The following is a 21,758-nucleotide window of genomic DNA, read 5'->3' on the forward strand; positions in this document are numbered from 1 at the left end:
CTTTCAACGAAGGCTTGAACAATAGTATTCACAAGAGAAAAGCCAATGGACAGAATAAGCGGCAATCACCTGCTAACAGGCACTTACACGCCACCATCTGATAGCAATAAAGTACAACGACCACTGAAGACAGCACAACCTCAGTCTTCAAGCCCCATAAATTCATCACTGAGCACCAATCTTTCTGATAGATTGATCTCCCCCACGGTACCTCTTCTTCAGCCAGTAGTGAGTCAGCGGTGGCCCGTGTCATCGCTCCAGAGAAAACGGGCAAAGCCCCTTTGCAGTAACAGTACGCCTTGTTTATCCGGGGATCCTGAGATGACCAAACCCGTTAAGGAATTTATACGTCTTTGGCAGCATATTACCGAAACCGGGGCCATTAAGGTTTTTATTGGCAGCCTTCTTTCGCCAAATAGAATGAGCAAATTTCTGAACCAGTTAAATGAGCTGACATTATCCCGGGATGAGCAATTACAAACCCTGACAAATTACTACCTGATAACATTCGGTGACAACCCGGGCAGCGCTATTCAACGCTTTACTGAGGACAGAAAGTCAGTGGAACACCATTTAACAACCCCGGCCCATCCCGCCCGGAGTATAACAACGATGACCACAGTTTTTGATCAGGTCGAAGCCTGTATCAATAGCGGCCTGGATATTAAAAGACATTTAACCAATCTGTCAAAAAACCACTACTCAATGTCAATGGACGATTTGGAGCGCAAAGAGTTGGATGAGTGCAACCTGCACCTGAAAACAGAATATCAAAAAGATCTCAAAATCTCCTCCAGCACGAAATTAAGTGACATTTTTTCCAATGATTTATTAAGAGGCATGAATATTGACATTTACTCTCCGTCAGACCGCCCCCTGCTTAGCATTTATAGCAATACAAAAACCTGCTCATTCAAGGAAAGGGAGGAGAGTGGTGTTATTATCGACCAAATGACCTTTGACACAGGGAACCTTACAGACCATGATACTCGTGAACAGCTATTCCAATCCCTGATTGAAGCAAAACTTGACAAGATCCTGCGCTCTCATAAACAGATACACATTTTTACTTTTCTCTGTAGCCAACGATCTGCCAATATTTTCCACAATTTATTAAATCTGTATTTCATTGGTAAAAACCTGAGTTTGTCTATGCCTGAAAGACAAATAAGAACGGAAACAAGAGTTCTTGATAATGGTGATGTGTCAGTGAGGACGATTTTATCACTGCAAAAATACAAGCTGATCGATAACCGCTCCGGTGATGCCACCTCTTTTGATATTGAACAGATGATTGAGGTAGAAGCACTGTCCGTGATCACTACGGACAACCTTCAGCCACACTTCGATAAAATAAACGTAAAAATACTCGAGCCAGTTTCCATTCAATTCAGATGTTAAGCATAATCAATCTAAAAGCCTATTCAAGGACGCTGCATGACCCAACCGGAATCGCCACCATCACTGGTAACCATCAATAGCCAATCAGGCCACCACCGTATTCCGGTTTACCAGTGGCTGGCGAAAAAAAATCCAAAGGCTGTGCTCCATATCAGTCATGGCATGGCTGAGCACAGTGCCCGCTACCAGGAGCTGGCGGAGCAGCTGACCAGAAGAGGGTTTCATGTCTATGCCCATGACCATCGCGGGCATGGCGCAACCATCAACAACAATAAAACGTCCAGCCAGGGGCATTTTGGTAACCATGATGGGTGGAATAATGTGGTTCAGGACCTGAAGCGGGTCGTTGACCACACCCTTGCCCAGCACCCGACTCTACCCTGCTTTCTTCTGGGTCACAGCATGGGCAGTTATATCCTGCAAAGCTATCTGGGCAGGCATAACCCAAATATATCCGGTGCCATTCTCTCTGGGTCAAACTTGGTGACAAAGCCATTGCTGATGCTCGCCCGGCTGGTCGCCAAAATTGAAACCCTGCGCCAGGGAGTGATGTGGCACAGCCCTGTCATCCACCAACTGACATTTGCCGGATACAACAACCGCTTTAAACCCAATACGACAGAGTTTGACTGGTTAAGCCGCAACCCTGAATCGGTTATGCGATATGTCAGGGACCCTCTTTGTGGTTTTCGCTGCAGCAACCAGCTCTGGCATGACCTGTTCGGGGGACTGCAGGAAATCAGTTCAAAAAGCCTGTTAAAGAAAATCAACCATCAGCTGCCAGTACTGATCATAGGGGGAGACCAAGACCCTGTCAGCGCACCGGATGGCTTAAAAAACCTGCAAAAGGCATGGATCAGTTCTGGTCACAGCAATACAACATTGACACTATACCCAGGTGCCAGACACGAATTATTTCATGAAACCAACCATCAGGAAGTGATTGATCAGCTGTGCATCTGGCTTGAAAAGCACAGTTAACAATATCCATAAGCCGCCGATTTCTGAACTATGAACAGATCTTCAGGTATCGGCGGACCAGCGCAGAGCCAGTTTATTGCCAATCTGAGTCCCCCTGATACCTCAAACAGCCACCAGACTATTTCTCAAACCCGGGGTTTGCGGGAAATACCTGTCAATGAGGTTCCCCAAAAAGGTCTTCATCAACGCTCAGCGGTTCCAACAGAGCCAACCTCCTACCTTGGCTGGCTGACAGCACCAGCCAGAGAAGTTGCCAGGGCAGTGGCGTTATTTTCATACGATCTTGCCAACACAACTTATCAGACGTTCAGTGAAGGCTGGTCATCGTTAGGTCAGGGAGTATCTGAGGTTGCAAAGTTTGGCATTGGAACCATGGGTTTTGCCGCCTCTCTGGCACAGGCCGGGCTTGCGGCAGCAGGGGAGCAGGCAGATGAAAACGGTTTGGCCATAGCCGACAGCAAAGTTGATCTGCTTGGCTGGGCACTGGCCAAAGCTGGCATTAAAACGGTTGGAGTCCCGAAATCAGAATTGCGGGCACTCGGCATGTCCCTTGTCAAACTCTATATGGGCAAACAGCAGGACATCCATATCACCAAAGGAAAGCTGGAACTTTGTGCAAATAAGGATAGCCCGGAAGGAACGATATGTGGCAGAAGTCACCAGAGTAATACCTCTGCCACTTCATCATCTCAGGCTCCGGATAATAACAGCGCCGACAAAGTTGAACCCATTATAAAGATCGGAAATATACATCTTGAAGGTATACAGCCCGGTATTGTCAGGCCTCAGGGAACTGACAGGCACGGTAATGGGATAGAAAGCCTGACCATCAGTGCCGACAAACTCAGTTTTGATGTTGACTATTACCCGTCCGGTTCCGCAGAAGCTTCCGGGGAAGCACCTGTCACACTCGCTATTGAAATCAATCAGCCAGAGCTTGTTGGTGAGAGCAACCTTCTGTCATTAATCGCTGCGTCAATCAACCGCTACTGCTCAGGGCTAAAGCATCACCTGCCAGGAGCTATTGTTTCTGATCTGGATGACTCCCCGGCAATGTCAACATTCTGGAATCAGGAAGAGACCGGTGCCCGGCTGAAGTCACAGATCACGAATATCAAAGTCAGAAACCTGAACAGCCTGGCACCGGCTATGTCCGAATACATTCCTGAAGAGACCAACCTGTCATTGCTTGATCTACATGCGGGTCTGAACAGTAATCTGGTTGGGGACCAGACGTCGAAACCAACTATCTTTTTTGACAATCTTAAGTTCAGTGACAACAACGCAGGCCCATTTCATATACAGACTGGTCAGATGACGCTGGATGAAGATATGAGTGGCTCGCTGGATATTATGGTACAAATTCCTTTTGCTAAATTAGCGGAGTTTATGCAACAACTGCCTGATTCAGCCAGGAAAAAAATCACCGGAAAAAAAGCAGGTAATAATCAGCTGGGCATAATGATTCATTTGGATATCACGGGTGGGGATATAGACTTAAACACCCTCACTGCACATGGGGTGAGTGACAAACAATTACCGCTACTGCAGAAGCAAATTGAGAAAACAGTAATCCGGGCACTGCAGTCAAATCACACTCGGTTCAGAAACCTGCCCTCAGGAAATAAAACGTTGAAGATCGACTCTCTTGCCATTTCAGACAGGATCCCCTGGTTTATCAAAAAGAAGCTGCACGGAATGACCACAAAAGCAACATCTGTCCACTACGATCTGGGTGACCAGCCATCCATAAAAACCGCCCCGAAAAGCAGAGGAATAATCTCTCTGACTGAGTTGTTAGCACTGGATGTGAGGCCCGGCACACAGCCCCCCCCACGGCTAAAGAATAACGGCTCCAACTTCTGATTCAGTCACTCCAGCCATAGTGTTAACCTTTCCACCAAGACGCAAACAGTGGTCAGGAAAAAACCATGACGGCAGTCCTCCGGTACCCGACACACCACAAAAGGTGCGATAATCATTGCCAATGAAAATATACGCTCAGACCGTTCTGACAAAACAGTTACCCATACTTTAACAAAGCAATAGAGCCTTTACTTATGCGCAAGCTGGAAAACATCCCATTCGAAGCATTAACCATTGGCACCAGGGCCAGCCTGACCCGCACACTGACCGACGAAGACCTCCTGCTGTTTGCCAAAGTATCCGGCGATACTAATCCCGTTCATCTGGACGAGGCATTTGCCGCAACCACCCAGTTCGAAGGTCGTATTGCCCACGGCATGTGGACCGCCTCACTGATTTCCTGTGCCCTGGCGACAAAACTGCCGGGACCCGGTGGTATCTATCTGGGCCAGGAGCTAAAATTCCTGCGCCCGGTAAAAGTCGGTGATACGGTAACGGTTGAGCTGGAAATTCTGGAAATCAATGAACAACGAAAGCGTGCAACCGTCTCGACCAATGTGATCAACCAGAATGGTAAAACCGTTGTGAAAGGCAAAGCGGAAATCATGCCGTCCTCTGGTAAGGTCGTTGTTGATGAATATCCGCTGCCCGAAGTAGTATTGAAGCGAGCCGAATAGCAACATCAACTGAAAGCCCTGCCTGACAAGCCCTCTGCTGTCAGGCTTCCCCAGAATAATAGACTGGCACGCTCTACACGACAGCAGTGCCCATAAGTGGAGAATAACAGGCAGTTATGACTATCGCCCCTTTTCACCCCCCGAAACGTACCCTGATGGGCCCCGGCCCCTCAGATGTTCACCCCAGAATTACCGAAGCCCTGGCGCGCCCCACCATTGGGCATCTTGACCCTGAGTTCATCCGGATGATGGATGAATTGAAGTCACTGATTCAATATGCCTTCAAGACCAGCAACCGGCTGACACTGCCCATTTCCGCACCCGGTTCGGCAGGAATGGAAGCCTGTTTTGCCAACCTGGTCGAAGAAGGCGACAAGGTAATCGTATGCATAAACGGTGTCTTTGGCGGCCGGATGAAAGAAAACGTCATACGCATGGGCGGTACCGCGATTACCGTCGATTCCGACTGGGGGCGTGCAGTAGACCCAAAAGCCGTGGAAGAAACACTGAACGCCCACCCCGATGCCAAAGTTCTGGCTTTTGTTCATGCCGAGACCTCTACCGGTGCACGTTCGGATGCAAAAACACTGTGTCAGCTGGCCAGAAAGCATAATTGCCTGACCATTGTCGACACCGTAACCTCGCTGGCCGGTTCAGAGCTGGAAGTCGATGGGTGGGGAGTCGATGCCGTTTATTCCGGTTCCCAGAAGTGCCTGTCCTGTGTTCCCGGCTTGTCACCGGTCAGCTTCAGCGAAGCCGCTGTGGAGAAAATCCAGGCCAGAAAAACACCCGTACGCAGCTGGTTTCTCGATATGAACCTGGTTATGGGCTATTGGTTTCAAGATGAGGGGGGGGATGGCAAAAGATCCTATCATCATACGGCACCCGTCAACCAATTATACGCCTTGCACGAAGCGCTCTGCCTGTTGCAGGAAGAGGGGCTGGAAAACCGCTGGCAGCGGCACCAGCGACATCATCAGGCACTGGTTGCCGGACTGGCCGCCATGGGACTGGAAATGCTGGTTCCTGAAGAGGAGCGACTGGCTCAGCTGAATGCCGTGGTCATACCGGAAGGTGTCGATGACCTTGCGGTTCGACAGCAACTATTGGCGGAATATAATCTGGAGATTGGTGCAGGTCTCGGCGCATTTGCCGGCAAAGTGTGGCGGATCGGCCTGATGGGGTATGCCGCTAATCAAACCAATGTATTGCACTGTCTCTCAGCGTTGGAATCTGCGCTGCTGAGACAGGGCCACAGGTTCACACCCGGCGAAGCGGTAAAAGCCGCCATCTCTGTTTATCAATAGAAAGAAAGGCTCAAATGGCAAACCCTTTGAGCCTGCCATTAAGATGTATTGGCTATATCCCCAAAGGAGCTGGAGTTGCTACGCGGCCGCAAGAGCGCCCGGCAACGCCACATCCTCTGGGCTTTAAACAGCTTTGAATAATCTATGATTATCTACCATAATCTGTTGTTATGAATAAGAGATTAGTCAAGATTGGTGAAGCTGCCCGCTTATTGGGTACTGACCACTCCACACTTAGACGGTGGGAGAGTACAGGCGAGTTATTGCCCGCCAGAAAAACCAAGGGGGGGACTCGATATTATGATTTATCCGAGTTGATGGGTATTAGCAATGAGTCCGCCCCGACACTTTGCTACTGCCGTGTATCCAGCCATGACCAAAGGGCAGATCTTGACCGGCAGCAAGAGCTGCTGGAAACGTACTGCGCTGCCAAAGGTTGGCGAACGCAAGTTATTCGTGACCTTGGCTCAGGCATGAATTATAGGAAGAAAGGGCTCAACCAGTTACTTGAGTTGATTATGAAACGCCAGATTACAAGACTGGTGTTAACCCATAAAGACAGGTTACTCAGGTTTGGTGCAGAGCTGGTGTTTGCTCTCTGTGAGATACAGGGCATTGAGATCGTTATCATACATAAAGGCGACCAACCCTCATTCGAGGGGGCCGGCCAACCGGAAGAACTTGCCAATGATGTACTGGAAATCATTACCGTTTTTAGTGCAAGACTGTATGGCAGCCGAAGCAAGAAGCACAAAAAAATGCTGGAAACGCTGAAAGATGTTGCTGGCACACAAGATTGAATTGCGACCAACCGCGCAACAGGCAGATTATCTGGATCGTGCCTGCGGTTCCCGTCGCCATGCCTTCAACCAGTTGCTGGCTCACTTTAGTCAGGAAGGAGTCAGGTGGTCGAAGCAGGCCGCCCATGAAAAATACAAAGAACTTCGAATTGAATTTCCCTGGTATGCAGAAGTCAGTCAACGTGTAACACGTAATACCGTCGATGACCTTCATAATGCATTTACCCATTTTTTCCGTCGGGTGAAAAACGGCAATAAAGCAGGATACCCAAGGTTTAAAAAACGCGGGTTAAACGACAGCTTTTCCTTACGTGAAAAACCCAAGTTTGGTGTTCATGGCAGAACCCTGCGCATAGAAAAACTCAAAACCAGAATCAAAATGCGTGAAGCGCTGAGATTTACTGGCACCGCTTGCCAGGTCACGATCAGTAAACGGGCGGGTAAATACTTTGCTTCCATATTGATTGATACTCAAGACTACGACCCAAAAGCTCAAGAGGAAGAATCGGTTGGTGTTGACTTTGGCATCAGGGATTTGGCGGTTTGCTCAAATGGTAAAACCTTCGCTGCCAATCAGAAGCTAAAGCTCTCGCTGAAACGTCTGGGACAAAAACAACGGGCTTTAAGCCGCAAAACGAAGGGAAGCAACCGCTCTGCGAAAGCCAAGCGAGCCGTTGCCAAACTTCATTATCGTGTGAGTAACCAGCGATTGGCTGTATTGCATGAGGTTAGCGACTATCTCACTGCCAACTTCAGGGTCATTACCATTGAAGATCTGAATGTGAGAGGCATGACGGAAGGCCGCCCCACCAGAAACCGTAAACTGGCAAGGGCTGTTAATGATGCAGGCTTTGGCATGTTGCGTCAGTTTATTGAGTACAAGGCAGTGTTACGGGGTTGTCAGGTGGTTGTTGCAGACCGTTTTTTTCCCAGCTCTAAGCGGTGTTCTGTTCCAGGTTGCGGCTTTCTAAACGACAGCCTGTTGTTATCCGTTCGGGAGTGGGAGTGCCCAAACTGCAAAACTCATCATGATCGTGACCATAATGCCAGTGTGAATTTAGATAATTATGGTCGAGACACGTTACAGCTCGACGGGGTCGCCCAGACCCTAAACCCTACATAAGAGTAGCGTAAGACATATTTCGGTATGCAGCTGCGTTGACGGTGTAGATAAACCCAGATAATCTTGATTATCGTAGGTTTTTAGTAACGGTAGGGAAGAACACGCTTAATCATAAAATAAGACAGGTAATCCCATGCCCAATAGAATCCCCCTGTTTATTGATGGCGAATTCATCGCCAGTGAAAGCTCACAGTTTATTTCTGTCACCAACCCTGCAACCCAGGAACTGCTGGCGGAACTGCCCTTTGCCACCGAAGCCGAAATGGAAAAAGCCGTGAAAAGTGCCAAAGCAGCCTTTAAGCAGTGGCGGGATGTCCCGGTATCGGACCGTGCACGTCTGATGATGCGCTATGTCGCCCTGCTTAAAGACAACCATGATGCCCTTGCAGAACTGGTTTCCCTGGATACCGGCAAAACGTTTGCTGATGCCAGGGGCGATGTATGGCGTGGTATTGAAGTGGTCGAACAGGCGGCCAATATCCCTTCAGCCATGATGGGTGAAACCGTTGAGAATGTTGCCAGTAATATCGACACCTGTAGCTATACCCAGCCCCTGGGCGTTTGTGTTGGTATCAGCCCATTTAACTTTCCGGCCATGATTCCACTGTGGATGTACCCTCTGGCGATTGCCGCTGGCAATACATTTATTCTGAAGCCCTCAGAGCAGGTACCACTCACGGTGATGCGCCTGATTGAGCTGTTTGTGGCAGCGGGTGCTCCCAAGGGGGTACTGCAAGCCATTCACGGCGGTAAAGAGCAGGTAGACTACCTCCTGAATCACCCTGATACCAAAGCGGTGTCGTTTGTAGGCTCGGTAGCTGTTGGTCAATACATCTACCAGACAGCCACCGCAAATATGATGCGTGCCCAGTGTATGGCGGGGGCGAAAAACCATATGGTGATCATGCCCGATGCCGACAAAGACCGGGTATTAAATGGTCTTGTTGGGGCATCTGTGGGGGCTGCCGGTCAACGCTGCATGGCCATCAGCGTGGCGGTCTTTGTCGGGGACAGTAAACACTGGATTGAGGAGTTAAAAGACCAGCTATCCGTTGTTAAACCGGGTGCCTGGGACGACCCCAAAGCCGGCTACGGCCCGGTCATTTCCAAAGCCGCCAAAGATCGTGTACTGGGGTTAATCGCCAAAGGCAGAGAAGAAGGCGCAACCTGCCTGCTGGACGGCAGTGACTGCACGGTTGCCGGACTTCCGGAAGGCAACTGGGTCGGGCCAACACTGTTTACCGATGTCACCACGGAGATGGCCATCTACCGGGAAGAGATCTTTGGCCCGGTGCTCTGCTGCATAACGGTGGATACACTGGCGGAAGCCATTGAGCTGATCAATGCCAGCCCATACGGCAATGGTACATCAATCTTTACCAGCTCTGGTGCTGCTGCCCGTAAATACCAGCGTGACATTGAAGTGGGTCAGGTAGGGATTAATATTCCTATTCCTGTCCCCCTCCCCTTCTTCTCATTCACTGGCTGGAAAGGTTCGTTTATGGGTGACCTCCATGCCTATGGCAAGCAGGCAGTGCGTTTCTATACAGAAACGAAAACCGTGACCTCCCTCTGGAACTATGATGAAGGGGCGGTTAAACACAGTGATCAGCCAAACCTGACAATCCATCTGAAATAACCATCCAAAGGCTGGCTTTTGCCAGCCTTCTCTCTCCTCCAGAACCAGTATTTTGCTCGAAATACAACATCAGCATATCTCTTTAAACAAAGCAGAGGTAAAATTCTGGCCCACAAATTTTCCCGTAGCGCCAACAATCAACACCTAAACTGGAACAGCGTCTGATGTTCCTTTCGGAGACTTCCGATGTTCAGAAACTTTGTCTGGATATTTCTGTTTTTTTCCTTCAACGCCTTTGCCAACATCACCGCTCCCCAGCCACCGTTACCAACGGAGCTGATTGATGCTCATGCTGCGGTAATAACGGATATTAAAGCCACCGGCAAGCGCGTGCTTCAGATGGAAGCCAGCTGGGAGACAACCACATCAGAAATGAACCGCGACCTGATTCAGCAGCAGATCGTCTCCGATATTCGCACGACCACGCAACGGGTAAATAACTTCCTGGACCAGGTTAAGGCCGTTAATACAACAGCCGCCGTGCAACTGGGCGAGGAGGTGGTGAACGCAGAAAATCGCTTTTTTGAAGCCCGACTGACCCCCGCCTCATCCGACCTGCGTAAAATGTTTGAGCAATACGAACAGGCTGAAACGGACAAGCAATTGCTGGTGCTGTTCAATATCAATGACTTCTACGCCTATATCAATTGGTTACAGAGCGAAAGACTGGATAACCTGAATTTACTGAAAAGCTGGCAGGTTGATACCACCGCGTTACAGCAGAAACTTGACCATGAGATCACTCGCTATGCCGAGTTTATGGCTGCCTACCTGCGCAACAACAACCGTCAGAAAGAGCTGTTACAGACCGAGCTTAAATCCCTTCCTGCTGATGCCCGCAGCTCTCTGGAAAGTAAAATTGCCAGCCAGGATCGCCTGGTGCGCAGCGCAGTCGCCAACCTGAGGCAGATCGTGATGATGATGGAAGAACAGGAGCTGCCGGTGGATCATTACAATGAACTGATCTTCAAGGCGACCGGCAATCTGGCCGAAGCCGTGGTTAACATTGATACGCTGCGTACGGTAATTGTCGGGCTATGGGACGACCTGACGCACTGGTTCAAAGCCAATCTGGGTGGCATCCTCTCCCGCCTGTTCCTGTTTGCCGCTCTGTTGGCGGCAGCGATAGTGTTAGCGCGTCTGGTTCGGCGGGGAATATCCCGTGCCGTCACCCATAAAAAAGCCCGTTTCAGTACACTGGTTCAGGAATTTTTTATCAATGTTGGTGGTAACCTGGTGATCATCTTTGGCCTCCTGTTCGCGCTGGCACAGGTAGGTCTGGACCTGACACCGGTACTGACCGGTCTCGGTGTTGCCGGTATTGTCATCGGTTTTGCCCTGCAGGATACCCTGTCCAACTTCGCCTCCGGAATGATGATCCTGATCTACCGCCCTTTTGATGTGGGTGACTTTGTTGAGGCAGGCGGTGTTGCCGGCAAAGTCGGCAAGATGAGCCTGGTCAACACCACCATTCGCACCTTCGATAACCAGGTCTTTATGGTGCCTAATGCCAAGATCTGGGGAGAAACCATCAAAAACATCACCTCGGAACGCATTCGCCGGGTTGATATGGTCTTCGGGGTTGCCTACGGCGACAATGTTGAGCAGGTAGAAGGGATTCTCGAAGATATTGTCAGCAGCCACCCGAAAATTCTGAAAACGCCAGAGCATATGATTCGTCTGCATGTGCTCAATGAGTCATCCGTGGATTTTGTCGTTCGTCCCTGGGTAAAAACAGACGACTATTGGGATGTATACTGGGATATTACCCGTGAAGTAAAAGTCCGGTTTGACCGGGAGGGCATCACCATTCCATTCCCGCAACGGGAACTGCACTTTTATAAAGCACCAGCCGAACTGCCGGGCGAGCGGGTAACCGTGCAACGATCAGATATCGGGCTGCGCACGGTGGGCGAAGGGGAAGACGGGCGTACTTAAAAAACTTTTTTTGCACCACAAAGGCACAGAGGACACGAAGAAGAGCAACAGAAGGTAAGAGCGAAGTTCTTAGGAATTGTCCTTAAATAATTCCGACATTTTAAACTCGGTCTCCGTTCATCCTGAGCGGAGTCGAAGGGTGACTGGCACGATAATCGAGGCCGGAGTATACGCCCTTCGACAGGCTCAGGACGAACGGAGTTTCAAGGCTCAGGAATGTCGGAATTATTGCGAGCCAATTCATTACCATCAAAATGCCGTTACTTTGTGTCTTGGTGCCTTTGTGGTTAACAGTTCTTTCTTTTAAGCCTTTTCACAGCACTTCTTGTGCTTTTTGCCGCTGCCACATGGACACGGGTCATTGCGGCCAACTTTGGTCACCTTGACCGGAGCGGGCTTTTCCAGGGCCTTTTGCCAGATCTCGCGAATATCGTGACACATCACCGCCATCTCCCGGGCCACCGCTGGCATTGCCTGCAGCATCTTATTCACATCCGGGCCATCTTTCTTTTTGGCTTTTTCCAGCAGGCTGTCTGCACGACTCCAGACGTTCAGCAGCACCATGCAGCTGGACCAGGACTCTTCCATAGGCTGAACCCCGGGATGCTTCAGCACCTGGATCCAGACATCCATCAGTAATTGACAGCCCTGCCCATAACCTGTCGCCCATTCCTGCAGGCGGGAAAATTCTGAACAATAAACATCGTCAGCCCGGCACTCTTCCGGCAGTACCTCAAAACCACCCGTGATGGTCTTTCTGGTTTTATCCAGCAGGTTAAACAGAATATGGCGGATATCATCTTCCTGCTGTGGGGATTCAAACTCTGGTGTTTTGGTCGCCAGCGCCAGGGTCATCCAACGATCCGGCGGAACATTAACCGGTGAGTTGGCAATGGCAAACATCAGGCCTTTGATGGCTGGCAGCGTCATAACCTGACCGCTTTTCCCGCCAGGGCGTGATGCCAGATAGGCAGATAATACGGTTTCCTGCTGCTGATCAAACTCGCAATTGGCCAGGGATGCTTTTCCAGAACTAGCGCTCAACTCAATCTCCTCTCTCCATTTCAGGACAGATACAAAAAAAGGCGCAAATCATCGCATCATCAACAGAGTCCATCAATATCCCTGCCACAAAGATGACGTAAATTTTATAATTGTTTTTCATAAACGGCCGTTTGCCTGTCCGGAGGACAGCGACCAGTATTTCCTGATGGTTAGGTTGATGACAGTTCAGCCTGTTTTTGCAAATGGCGTTTGGTTTTCTGGTGCTTAGTTAGATAAGTCTTAAGTGCAAAGCTTTTTTCGCACACCTCACACTTAAAAGTACCACCGTCACCGGCATGTATGAGACTATGTTTACTCAGGCTATTGGCGAGTCTGAAGCTCTTTTCGCAAACCTTGCACGTATAAGGCCTCTCGCCGGTATGTATGCGGCTATGTTTTGTCAGGCCATTGGCCATACTGAAGCTCATTTCGCACACCTCGCACTTATAGGGCCTTTCGCCGGTATGGATACGGGTATGTTTTTTCAGGTCACTTCTTTGGGCAAAGCGCTTGTCACAATTATCGCACTTATAGGGTCTCACCCCATTATGGGTGCGGATATGCATTTTCAGGTTACTGGATTGAGTGAAGCTCCTTTTGCATAACTGACACTTATAGGGCTTTAAGCCCTTGTGTATACGGATGTGTTTTAGCAGATTCATCTTTCGATTAAAGCGCTTCTCACATTGATTACACTGAAAAGACTTCGTGACAGTGTGCAAGACCTTTATTGAATTTGCTATCTGAGCACCTGGTTCATTCATTTTTATTTCTGTGAAAATATCACTATTTCCGGATTTATCGCAATTTTCGAGGTGCGAAGATAGTGGGCGTTTATTTCCTTCACTATCTGCGGACATATGGCAAAGATCATCAGGCTTAGGAAATAGCGGAGGAATCTCCTTAATTTTTGGCCAAATGGGTGAATCAAAAACACCATATCGTTCGATCATTTCAGCAATATAGCCAGAATCAGCCGAATCAATCACTTTAACTTTTTTGTCACAGAAAATTCCATCTTTTATTCCAATTTCTTTTGCATCACATATTGTTGTTTCAGTGAGCCAGTTAAAATCCTCAGGGGAAAAAAAAAGGTAATGAGAAAATGGGTCCATTTTTGTACTTTATTGCTAAATTGTTTTCGATAGATTCAATATTCGACCACTTTTCCAAGAAAAAATTCCTTCATTCCAAATTTTTTTACATTTTATTCAATACCGATTCTGAACCGGGAAAGCGTTGCCAAATGGCGATGAAGTGCGCTTTCCATGCATGCTGCACCTGTTTTGCACAGTCACCGTCATTTTCCGCTTGATATGGAAATATTTCGGCATATACCTACAGAGTGCTATTTCCAGCAGGCTCATCGTGTTTAACCACACGGTATGTGAGACTTTCCCTGTCAGTAACTCCTGACTTCCGAATGAAAACCGCGCTTTCCCCAGCAGATTTACGTTTTGTCAATATTGCAGAATCAAACAGTTTAGTAGATCATAGTCGCCGCAAAACACCATATATAGTGTCAACCAAACACGCATACCACCACCTGTAGATATTCCACCCAAAAAGGCGCAATATCTCATTACTCTATTTTGTCCGGAGATTCACCATGACTGAGATCATCAAACGCGATGGCTCACGCCAGCCTTTTGATGCGCCACGCATCGTAAAAGCCGTTGCCAGCGCCCTCAATGATGCTCAGATCAAAGACCATGACTTTGCTGAGTACGTTGCGAAAAAAGTAGCCAGCACCGTGGAAGGTCTGGAACTGGTGGATATCTATGATATTCAGGATCAGGTAGAGCACCTGATGATGAGCAGCGAATACCATAACGCTGCCCGCAAATACATTGAATATCGTCAGACCCGGGATATTGAACGTGAGTCGCGTAATGCCCTGAGCCGGGATATTCTGAGCATTATCAACCAGGATAATGAAGAGCTGCTCAACGAAAACGCCAACAAAGACAGTAAAATCATCCCCACCCAACGGGACCTTCTGGCCGGTGTTGTCGCCAGGCACTACGCCAGACAGCATATTCTGCCAAAGCATATTACTGCGGCCCATGACCGTGGTGAAATCCATTACCACGACCTGGACTACGCGCCTTTCTTCCCAATGTTCAACTGCATGTTGATCGATATTGAAGGGATGATGACCAACGGTTTCCGCATGGGTAATGCGGAAATTGAAACGCCCAAATCAATCACTACCGCAGCGGCCATCACAGCCCAGATCATTGCCCAGGTTTCCAGCCATATCTATGGCGGTACCAGCATCAATGAGATTGACCGTATTCACGCACCTTACGTACGCAAAACCTTTGAAAAGCACCGGCAGCAAGGTATGCGCTGGATCCGTGATGAAGAAAAAGCCCGTGAATACGCCATGGAGATGACCGAAAAGGATTGCTATGACGCCTATCAGGCACTGGAGTATGAGGTAAATACCCTGCACACCGCCAATGGTCAGACGCCGTTTGTCACCTTTGGCTTTGGTCTCGGTACCAGTTGGGAAGAGCGCCTGGTGCAGCAGTCCATTCTGAAAAACCGGATTCGTGGCCTGGGCAGAAACTGCAAGACACCGGTCTTTCCAAAGCTGGTCTTTGCCATCAGAAAAGGGGTGAACTTCAGCCCTGAAGATCCGAACTACGACATCAAGCAGCTGGCACTGGAGTGTGCCAGCAAACGGATGTACCCGGACATTCTCAACTATGACAAGCTGGTTGAAGTGACCGGAAGCTTTAAAACACCTATGGGCTGTCGTTCATTCCTGGGGGTTTATGAAGAAGACGGCAAGATGATTCACGATGGCCGTAATAACCTGGGGGTCGTCTCACTCAACCTGCCCCGCATAGCGATTGAAAGTAAAGGCAGTGAAGAGACCTTCTACCAGCTGCTGGAACAGCGTCTGCAGCTGGCGAAAGAAGCCCTGATGACCCGTATCCAGCGTCTGGACAGTGTCCGTGCACGGGTAGCGCCCATTCTCTACGTAGAAGGTGCCTGCGGTGTTCGCCTGAAGCCCGATGACAAAATCAGCGATATGTTCAAAAATGGCCGTGCCTCCATCTCCCTTGGCTACATCGGTATCCATGAGACGATCAATGCCCTTTATGGTGGCAAAAATGGTTCTGGTGATCTGTACGACAGTGAAGATCTGCGCCAGAAAGCCGTTGCCATTGTGGAAACGATGCGTGCCGCGGTGAATAAGTGGAAACAGGAAACCGGATACGGTTTCAGCCTCTACTCAACCCCAAGCGAAAGCCTGTGTGACCGTTTCTGCCGTCTGGACAAAAAGAAATTTGGTGTTATTCAAGGCGTGACTGAAAAAGGCTACTACACCAACTCTTTCCATCTGGATGTGGAAAAGAAGGTCAACCCATACGACAAGGTCGACTTTGAACAGGTATACCCCAAACACGCCAGCGGTGGCTTCATCTGTTACGGTGAGTACCCGAACATGGTCAACAACCTTAAGGCTCTGGAAAACGTTTGGGACTACACCTACGACAAGGTCCCATACTACGGCACCAATACACCCAATGACTCCTGCTACAGCTGTGATTATGAAGGTGAGTTCAACGCCACCAGCCGTGGTTTTGAATGCCCGCAGTGCAAAAACCGTGACTCCGACAAGATGTCCGTAACCCGTCGTGTTTGTGGCTACCTGGGTCAACCGAACAGCCGCCCGTTTATTAAAGGTAAGCAGGAAGAAGTGGTTCGTCGGGTGAAGCACCTCTGATACGGGTGCCTCGTTCCCTCGCTCTGAGGTTGTTGCGAAAGGCCTTAAAAAAACCACAAAGACACAAAGACACAAAGGTTTTGCCGAGCTTGTCTGAGCTACGCTCAGCATACAAAAAAGGCTTCCTTTGTGTCTTCGTGCCTTTGTGGTTCAAGGCTTTTATACCTTTTGCAACACGCTCTGCGCGGGAACGAACACCACAGGTACCATGGAAAAGCAAAGAGCATGAACTATCTCCAGTACTATCCAATCGATGTGGTCAATGGTGAAGGCACCCGCTGCACCCTGTTTGTCAGTGGCTGTGAACACCGCTGCCAAGGCTGCCATAACGCCACCACCTGGGATGCCCGCAAGGGAATACCTTTTGACCAGGCCATGGAAGACCGGATTATTGCCGACCTGGGGGATTCCCGCATCAAGCGCGATGGGCTGTCGCTGTCCGGCGGAGACCCACTGTTTCCCGGCAATCTATCCGGCATACTGAAGCTGGTTCAGCGGGTAAAAGCTGAATATCCGCAGAAAAATATCTGGCTCTGGACTGGCTACACGCTGGAAGAACTCAGTCAGGCTCAACAGGACGTTGTGCAATACATTGATGTGCTGATTGATGGACGTTTTGAGCTGGATAAGAGAGATCTGTCACTGCCCTGGCGGGGCAGCAGCAATCAAAGAATAATTGATATTAATAATACACTGAGACAGATTACTTAAAGAAAATGAAACTTTGGGATCAAAATTTAGTCTATTTAAAGTAAATCAAGAATTTAAATACCTAAATATGATTCCCAATTCCAATTTAAATATCGCTCCTGACAGTACTGCTTCTAGCAGTAATGCTTCTAACAATATTGGACGATCTAATGAAGACCCGAATACTGATGCCCTGGCTTCATGGCTGGATCGTACCTTACAGTCCGTTTTAGAGGCTGACCCCAACATACCCAGAACCATAACTTATGAAATGAGAGCAACTGATGGTGCCTACCTGCACGGAACCCGCCATTTATTAAATCCTGTTGCTCCCATGCCAGAATCTACTGCGGCACAAAACCCGGAACCTCTACAACAAGAAACGTCGGATGCAAGTAAGACTCAACCACCCACCGATGCACAATGCTCTGTCTGTCTGAGTGATTTTCAAAGTGCACCAGAAGCAGCAATTATCCCCGGATGTGAAACATCAACGTGGATTCACTCTGACTGCCTGGCACAGCACACTCAATATCGAATCGCAGACCCCATAACAAATGATGAAATAAATGGCGTTGGCATAGCCTGCCCAACGTGCGATTCGTCCAAACACCACTCCATACCCGTCAACAAGCTTGCTCCACAGATATCATCCCCGGAATGTTTGCAGATGCTGCAAGATTTCCACCTGCAATCACAACTCCGGATTTTTGCCCGGGATCCGTTTTCCCCATTGCTTGGCCCTGTGGTGACAAAATATGCTACATGCCGAGACTGCAATGAACAGTATTTTGTCAACCTGAGAGAGCCTGAACAGGCGGTAATCAGCTGCTCTGGACAAATTTACAAACGCAATATTGGTTATGTACCCTGTACTCGCAAGTTTTGCGCAAACTGTGAAGAAAAGCCCCATTTCAATAAGAGTTGTGATGAAGCACATATCATAAGTCAGGAACAGCGGCTTTCTGATTTGAATGCAAAACTGCAGGTCTACCAGATGGCCCAGGCGGATGACAGTAGATTCAGGCCATGCCCGAAATGTGATAACCTCATTGAGAGATCTTCAGGCTGTAATCACATTCGACGGTCAGGCCCCCATGCACGTGAGAATGCACCCGCAGATGCCAGTTTTTGTGACCATGACATTTGCTTTGAGTGCCTTAAAGATTGGAATGAAGCAAAGAGTTATCAAAAACGAGGTACATTCAGAGTAAAATGCCATGATTTTAACCAGTGTAATGATGCCGGGAACCGTCAACGTCTTTACGCCAGAAAAATTGCGGATTTAAAACAAGACATTCGAATTCTGAGAGGGAGGAGAACTCCACCCCCCCCCTTCCACAGATTAAACAGATTTTTCTCTGGCAACAGATCCTCCGCTGGCAGTTGATTTATTCTGCCAGATTTAACCAAAGAAAAACGTAGGAACAAACAGAACCAGCAGGGATAAACTGACCATATTTAAGCTCCGGTCACATAGCTACGGCTAGGCTCCCTGCGTTGTGCCTTGCATAGTAACTGCCCACTTAGCCAGAAATAGACGATTCCATTTGGCCAACTACTTAACTCAATTCCAAAGGCATCCATTTGCCCAACGGCTTATCGTCTTAAAATAGTTATCCATCGTCCAATATTCAGCAAGCTTGCCAGTGCCGCAGCAACATAGGTCATTGCCGCGGCTTTCAGGACCTTTCTGGCCCCCGGTAGATCGTCTCTGGCAAGATACCCTTCCTCCAGAATCGGCAGGGCCTTGTTAAAACTGGCATCCATCTCAACGGGCAGGTTCATCAATTGCACCCAGAGTGAGGCAATCATCCCGGAAGCGCCCAATAGCAAAGTGATCAGGGTACTCTGGGGAAGCCGGGTGAATAAGAAAATAAAAGGTGTCACCATCAGGGCCATAACGCTGAACCGCTCAATCATCATGGCCATCTTTACCCGCTGCTGACGGCGCATAAACCCGGGGTGCTGCTCCTGATGCTGCAAGGCATGGCTGACTTCATGGGCAGCAACGGCAACAGCAGCGATGGTCTTCCCCCGATAGTGCCATGAGGAGAGCGAAACTACCCGGTTTTCCGGATCATAATAATCCTCACCTTCCTGACCTTCACGAACGGATACGCCATCCAATTGGAATCGTTCAATCAGGTGCTGTGCCAGCTCGCCGCCGGTGCCCTGGAGATCCGGTCGGTCTCTGCCATATTTACGGAACGTGTGCCTGACCCAGAACTGGGGACCAAAAACCAGGACCAGAATCGCCAGCAATAACAGAATCAGAGGCATTTAATCCCGATCCTCAGTCTCCAGTCGGTCGATCTCTTCCCGAAACTCATTCAGATCCTTGAAATGACGATAGACGGAGGCAAAACGGATATAGGCCACCTCATCCAGCTGCTTTAATTCGCGCATAACCTCTTCACCCAGAATCCGGGAACTGACTTCCCTCTCACCCATGGCCCGCAGGCGATGAGTAATGCGGCTCACCGCTTCTTCCAGCTGCTCAACACCTACCGGCCTTTTTTCCAGGGCACGGGACATGCCCGCCCGCAGTTTATCTTCATTAAAAGGTTCACGGGTACCATCCCGCTTCACCAGCCTCGGCATCAGCAGTTCTGCTGTTTCATAACTGGTGAAACGTTCAATGCAGGACAGGCATTCGCGACGCCTGCGCACCTGGCTGCCTTCTGCAACCAGACGCGAGTCGATCACTTTTGTTTCAGCAGCACCACAGAATGGACAATGCATTGAGCAAGTTAATCCTTGAGTTTTTGAGGGGATAAGGGGACACCATTTGCTATATGTCCCAAAGCAATGATAACCAGCTGCGGTTTTATTACAAGTTCCCGGTTTCTAACCGTATATCAGAACCCGAAGCAGTTTCAGCCACTGAAGCACTCAACGTAGAAAGCCGTTTTTTAACCTCAGGACCTCAATTGCGATCTATAAAAAAAGCCGCTGACCTTGCACTCATTCAAGGCACAGCGGCTTTCTGTTCCCCACCAAACAGTTACTTGTAAACCGGAAGACGCGAACAGATTTCCAGCACTTTGGCTTTCACTGCTGCTTCCACCTGTGCATCACCGGAACCATCACCCAGGGCGTCCAGGACATCGCAGATCCAGCCAGCCAGGGCTGCTGAGTCTTCTTCATTAAAACCGCGACGGGTAATAGCCGGAGTACCGATACGAAGACCACTGGTTACGAAAGGTGAACGAGGGTCATTAGGCACCGCGTTCTTGTTCACCGTGATATTGGCACGGCCAAGGGCTGCCTCGGCATCTTTACCGGTGTATTCCTTACCGATCAGGTCCATCAGGAACAGGTGGTCATCGGTCCCACCGGACACGATATTGATACCCCGCTCCATCATCACCCGGGTCATGGCCCGGGCATTCTCGACCACCTGGGCCTGATAAGTCTTGAATTCATCAGACATCGCTTCTTTGAAGCAGACAGCCTTGGCAGCAATAACATGGCACAGAGGACCGCCCTGGGATTCAGGAAAGACGGCAAAGTTCAGTTTCTTGTTCAGCTCTTCATCTTCAGCGGCCAGAATCAAACCACCGCGCGGTCCACCCAGGGTTTTGTGAGTGGTGGTGGTGACCACATCAGCAATGCCCACTGGCGAAGGATAAACGCCAGCAGCCACCAGCCCGGCAACATGCGCCATGTCAACCAGGAAGTAAGCACCGACCTTATCGGCAATATCCCGAAAACGCTGCCAGTCAACAATCCTGGAGTAAGCAGAAAAGCCACCAATAATAAGCTTGGGTTTATGCTCCAGGGCAAGGCGTTCAACTTCTTCGTAATCCAACTCACCGGTATCAGGTGTAATGCCGTACTGCACTGCATTATAGATTCGGCCGGAGGAGCTGACGCTGGCACCGTGGGTAAGGTGGCCACCATGGGCCAGACTCATGCCAAGAATCGTATCACCGGGCTTCAGCATCGCCATGAAAACCGCCGAGTTGGCCTGGGAACCCGAGTGCGGCTGAACGTTGGCGTAGCCTGCGCCAAACAGTGCCTTGGCACGATCAATGGCCAGCTGCTCAACCACATCAACGTGCTCACAGCCGCCGTAGTAACGTTTGCCGGGATAGCCTTCAGCGTATTTATTGGTCAGCGCACTGCCCTGAGCTTCCATAACTCTTGGACTGGCATAATTCTCGGAAGCGATCAGCTCGATATGCTCTTCCTGACGCAGGGTTTCTGCATCAATAGCCGCCTTCAGCTCCGGATCAAATTCAGCGATGGTCATGTCCTTTGTGAACATTCATTACCTCGGTTGCCTGTTAACAGCCCGCCGAGGAGACTGTCGGACTTAAGACTTTCCTACGCGGCAACTGCTCCTGCGTTGCCCTAGCTTCTGCATCCATGCAGTCGTGCGGTTGCGATAAATTGGTCTAAAAATTCCTGCTTCTTCGTCAAATAGCCCCGCTATTCTCCTCAGAAGCAGAAATTTTTATCCTCAATTTCTCGCAATCCTCGCTACGGACGCTTAAGTCCGACAGGCTCCAAGAGGCTGTGAAATGCCTGGATATTGGTGGTGA

Annotated in this window: 17 protein-coding genes; 12 read left to right on the forward strand and 5 right to left on the reverse strand. The window is 49.4% G+C overall.

Annotation, left to right across the window (positions count from 1 at the left end):
- The first annotated feature begins 45 nt into the window (after positions 1 to 45).
- The 9 genes from CX664_RS09765 (at position 46) to CX664_RS09805 (ending at position 11,732) form a co-directional block, all read left to right on the forward strand.
- Positions 46 to 1,401, forward strand: coding sequence for a hypothetical protein (locus CX664_RS09765; protein ID WP_145999926.1), 1,356 nt, complete (start codon positions 46 to 48; stop codon positions 1,399 to 1,401).
- A gap of 36 nt (positions 1,402 to 1,437) precedes the next feature.
- Positions 1,438 to 2,382, forward strand: a complete 945-nt coding sequence (locus CX664_RS09770) for an alpha/beta hydrolase (RefSeq protein WP_101746556.1) — start codon at positions 1,438 to 1,440, stop codon at positions 2,380 to 2,382.
- A gap of 30 nt (positions 2,383 to 2,412) precedes the next feature.
- Positions 2,413 to 4,248, forward strand: coding sequence for a hypothetical protein (locus CX664_RS09775; RefSeq protein WP_101746557.1), 1,836 nt, complete (start codon positions 2,413 to 2,415; stop codon positions 4,246 to 4,248).
- Positions 4,249 to 4,442: 194 nt separating this feature from the next.
- Positions 4,443 to 4,925, forward strand: coding sequence for a MaoC family dehydratase (locus CX664_RS09780; RefSeq protein WP_101746558.1), 483 nt, complete (start codon positions 4,443 to 4,445; stop codon positions 4,923 to 4,925).
- A gap of 116 nt (positions 4,926 to 5,041) precedes the next feature.
- Entirely contained in the window at positions 5,042 to 6,232 is a 1,191-nt protein-coding gene (locus CX664_RS09785) for a pyridoxal-phosphate-dependent aminotransferase family protein (protein ID WP_101746559.1), read from the forward strand.
- Between the two features lie 170 nt (positions 6,233 to 6,402).
- On the forward strand, positions 6,403 to 7,032 hold the full coding sequence (locus CX664_RS09790; protein ID WP_101746560.1) for an IS607 family transposase: 630 nt from the start codon (positions 6,403 to 6,405) through the stop codon (positions 7,030 to 7,032).
- A complete protein-coding gene (locus CX664_RS09795; RefSeq protein ID WP_101746561.1) occupies positions 7,010 to 8,155 on the forward strand; it encodes an RNA-guided endonuclease InsQ/TnpB family protein in 1,146 nt (381 codons plus the stop codon). The genes CX664_RS09790 and CX664_RS09795 overlap by 23 nt, the downstream gene beginning before the upstream one ends.
- 133 nt (positions 8,156 to 8,288) lie before the next feature.
- A complete protein-coding gene (locus tag CX664_RS09800) occupies positions 8,289 to 9,794 on the forward strand; it encodes a CoA-acylating methylmalonate-semialdehyde dehydrogenase (protein ID WP_101746562.1) in 1,506 nt (501 codons plus the stop codon).
- 186 nt (positions 9,795 to 9,980) lie between these two features.
- Positions 9,981 to 11,732 (forward strand): mechanosensitive ion channel family protein, encoded by a 1,752-nt coding sequence (locus tag CX664_RS09805; RefSeq protein ID WP_101746563.1) that lies wholly within the window; start codon positions 9,981 to 9,983, stop codon positions 11,730 to 11,732.
- Between the two features lie 303 nt (positions 11,733 to 12,035).
- Here the strand turns inward: CX664_RS09805 and CX664_RS27410 are convergent, their stop codons facing one another.
- The gene (locus CX664_RS27410; RefSeq protein ID WP_101746564.1) at positions 12,036 to 12,776 is read right to left on the reverse strand and encodes a UPF0149 family protein; all 741 of its coding nucleotides are present in this window, start codon (positions 12,774 to 12,776) and stop codon (positions 12,036 to 12,038) included.
- A gap of 170 nt (positions 12,777 to 12,946) precedes the next feature.
- The gene (locus CX664_RS09815) at positions 12,947 to 13,891 is read right to left on the reverse strand and encodes a C2H2-type zinc finger protein (protein ID WP_101746565.1); all 945 of its coding nucleotides are present in this window, start codon (positions 13,889 to 13,891) and stop codon (positions 12,947 to 12,949) included.
- 494 nt (positions 13,892 to 14,385) lie between these two features.
- Here CX664_RS09815 and nrdD point away from each other — a divergent pair, with 494 nt between their 5' ends.
- From nrdD to CX664_RS09830, 3 genes are all read left to right on the forward strand, one after another.
- Complete coding sequence (gene nrdD / locus CX664_RS09820; protein WP_101746566.1) at positions 14,386 to 16,518, forward strand: anaerobic ribonucleoside-triphosphate reductase; 2,133 nt, start codon at positions 14,386 to 14,388, stop codon at positions 16,516 to 16,518.
- Positions 16,519 to 16,743: 225 nt separating this feature from the next.
- Positions 16,744 to 17,229, forward strand: coding sequence for an anaerobic ribonucleoside-triphosphate reductase-activating protein (gene nrdG, locus CX664_RS09825; RefSeq protein ID WP_101746567.1), 486 nt, complete (start codon positions 16,744 to 16,746; stop codon positions 17,227 to 17,229).
- A gap of 67 nt (positions 17,230 to 17,296) precedes the next feature.
- Positions 17,297 to 18,598: an Rcat domain-containing protein gene (locus CX664_RS09830; protein WP_101746568.1), complete on the forward strand. Its 1,302-nt coding sequence runs from the start codon at positions 17,297 to 17,299 to the stop codon at positions 18,596 to 18,598.
- Positions 18,599 to 18,807: 209 nt separating this feature from the next.
- Here CX664_RS09830 and CX664_RS09835 read toward each other — a convergent pair whose 3' ends face one another.
- From CX664_RS09835 to glyA, 3 genes are all read right to left on the reverse strand, one after another.
- Entirely contained in the window at positions 18,808 to 19,491 is a 684-nt protein-coding gene (locus CX664_RS09835; RefSeq protein WP_101746569.1) for a zinc metallopeptidase, read from the reverse strand.
- Positions 19,492 to 19,953, reverse strand: a complete 462-nt coding sequence (gene nrdR / locus CX664_RS09840) for a transcriptional regulator NrdR (protein ID WP_101746570.1) — start codon at positions 19,951 to 19,953, stop codon at positions 19,492 to 19,494. It abuts the gene before it with no gap.
- A gap of 262 nt (positions 19,954 to 20,215) precedes the next feature.
- A complete protein-coding gene (gene glyA, locus CX664_RS09850) occupies positions 20,216 to 21,481 on the reverse strand; it encodes a serine hydroxymethyltransferase (protein WP_101746572.1) in 1,266 nt (421 codons plus the stop codon).
- Between the last annotated feature and the right edge of the window lie 277 nt (positions 21,482 to 21,758).

Source organism: Endozoicomonas acroporae (assembly GCF_002864045.1).
In the GTDB taxonomy this organism is placed as follows: domain Bacteria; phylum Pseudomonadota; class Gammaproteobacteria; order Pseudomonadales; family Endozoicomonadaceae; genus Endozoicomonas; species Endozoicomonas acroporae.

Bases quoted from the DNA above. Each gene is read 5' to 3' on its own strand.
- CX664_RS09765 (WP_145999926.1), top strand. From the start codon at position 46: ATGGACAGAATAAGCGGCAATCACCTGCTAACAGGCACTTACACGCCA.
- CX664_RS09770 (WP_101746556.1), top strand. From the start codon at position 1,438: ATGACCCAACCGGAATCGCCACCATCACTGGTAACCATCAATAGCCAA.
- CX664_RS09775 (WP_101746557.1), top strand. From the start codon at position 2,413: ATGAACAGATCTTCAGGTATCGGCGGACCAGCGCAGAGCCAGTTTATT.
- CX664_RS09780 (WP_101746558.1), top strand. From the start codon at position 4,443: ATGCGCAAGCTGGAAAACATCCCATTCGAAGCATTAACCATTGGCACC.
- CX664_RS09785 (WP_101746559.1), top strand. From the start codon at position 5,042: ATGACTATCGCCCCTTTTCACCCCCCGAAACGTACCCTGATGGGCCCC.
- CX664_RS09790 (WP_101746560.1), top strand. From the start codon at position 6,403: ATGAATAAGAGATTAGTCAAGATTGGTGAAGCTGCCCGCTTATTGGGT.
- CX664_RS09795 (WP_101746561.1), top strand. From the start codon at position 7,010: ATGTTGCTGGCACACAAGATTGAATTGCGACCAACCGCGCAACAGGCA.
- CX664_RS09800 (WP_101746562.1), top strand. From the start codon at position 8,289: ATGCCCAATAGAATCCCCCTGTTTATTGATGGCGAATTCATCGCCAGT.
- CX664_RS09805 (WP_101746563.1), top strand. From the start codon at position 9,981: ATGTTCAGAAACTTTGTCTGGATATTTCTGTTTTTTTCCTTCAACGCC.
- CX664_RS09815 (WP_101746565.1), bottom strand. From the start codon at position 13,891: ATGGACCCATTTTCTCATTACCTTTTTTTTTCCCCTGAGGATTTTAAC.
- nrdD (WP_101746566.1), top strand. From the start codon at position 14,386: ATGACTGAGATCATCAAACGCGATGGCTCACGCCAGCCTTTTGATGCG.
- nrdG (WP_101746567.1), top strand. From the start codon at position 16,744: ATGAACTATCTCCAGTACTATCCAATCGATGTGGTCAATGGTGAAGGC.
- CX664_RS09830 (WP_101746568.1), top strand. From the start codon at position 17,297: ATGATTCCCAATTCCAATTTAAATATCGCTCCTGACAGTACTGCTTCT.
- CX664_RS09835 (WP_101746569.1), bottom strand. From the start codon at position 19,491: ATGCCTCTGATTCTGTTATTGCTGGCGATTCTGGTCCTGGTTTTTGGT.
- nrdR (WP_101746570.1), bottom strand. From the start codon at position 19,953: ATGCATTGTCCATTCTGTGGTGCTGCTGAAACAAAAGTGATCGACTCG.
- glyA (WP_101746572.1), bottom strand. From the start codon at position 21,481: ATGTTCACAAAGGACATGACCATCGCTGAATTTGATCCGGAGCTGAAG.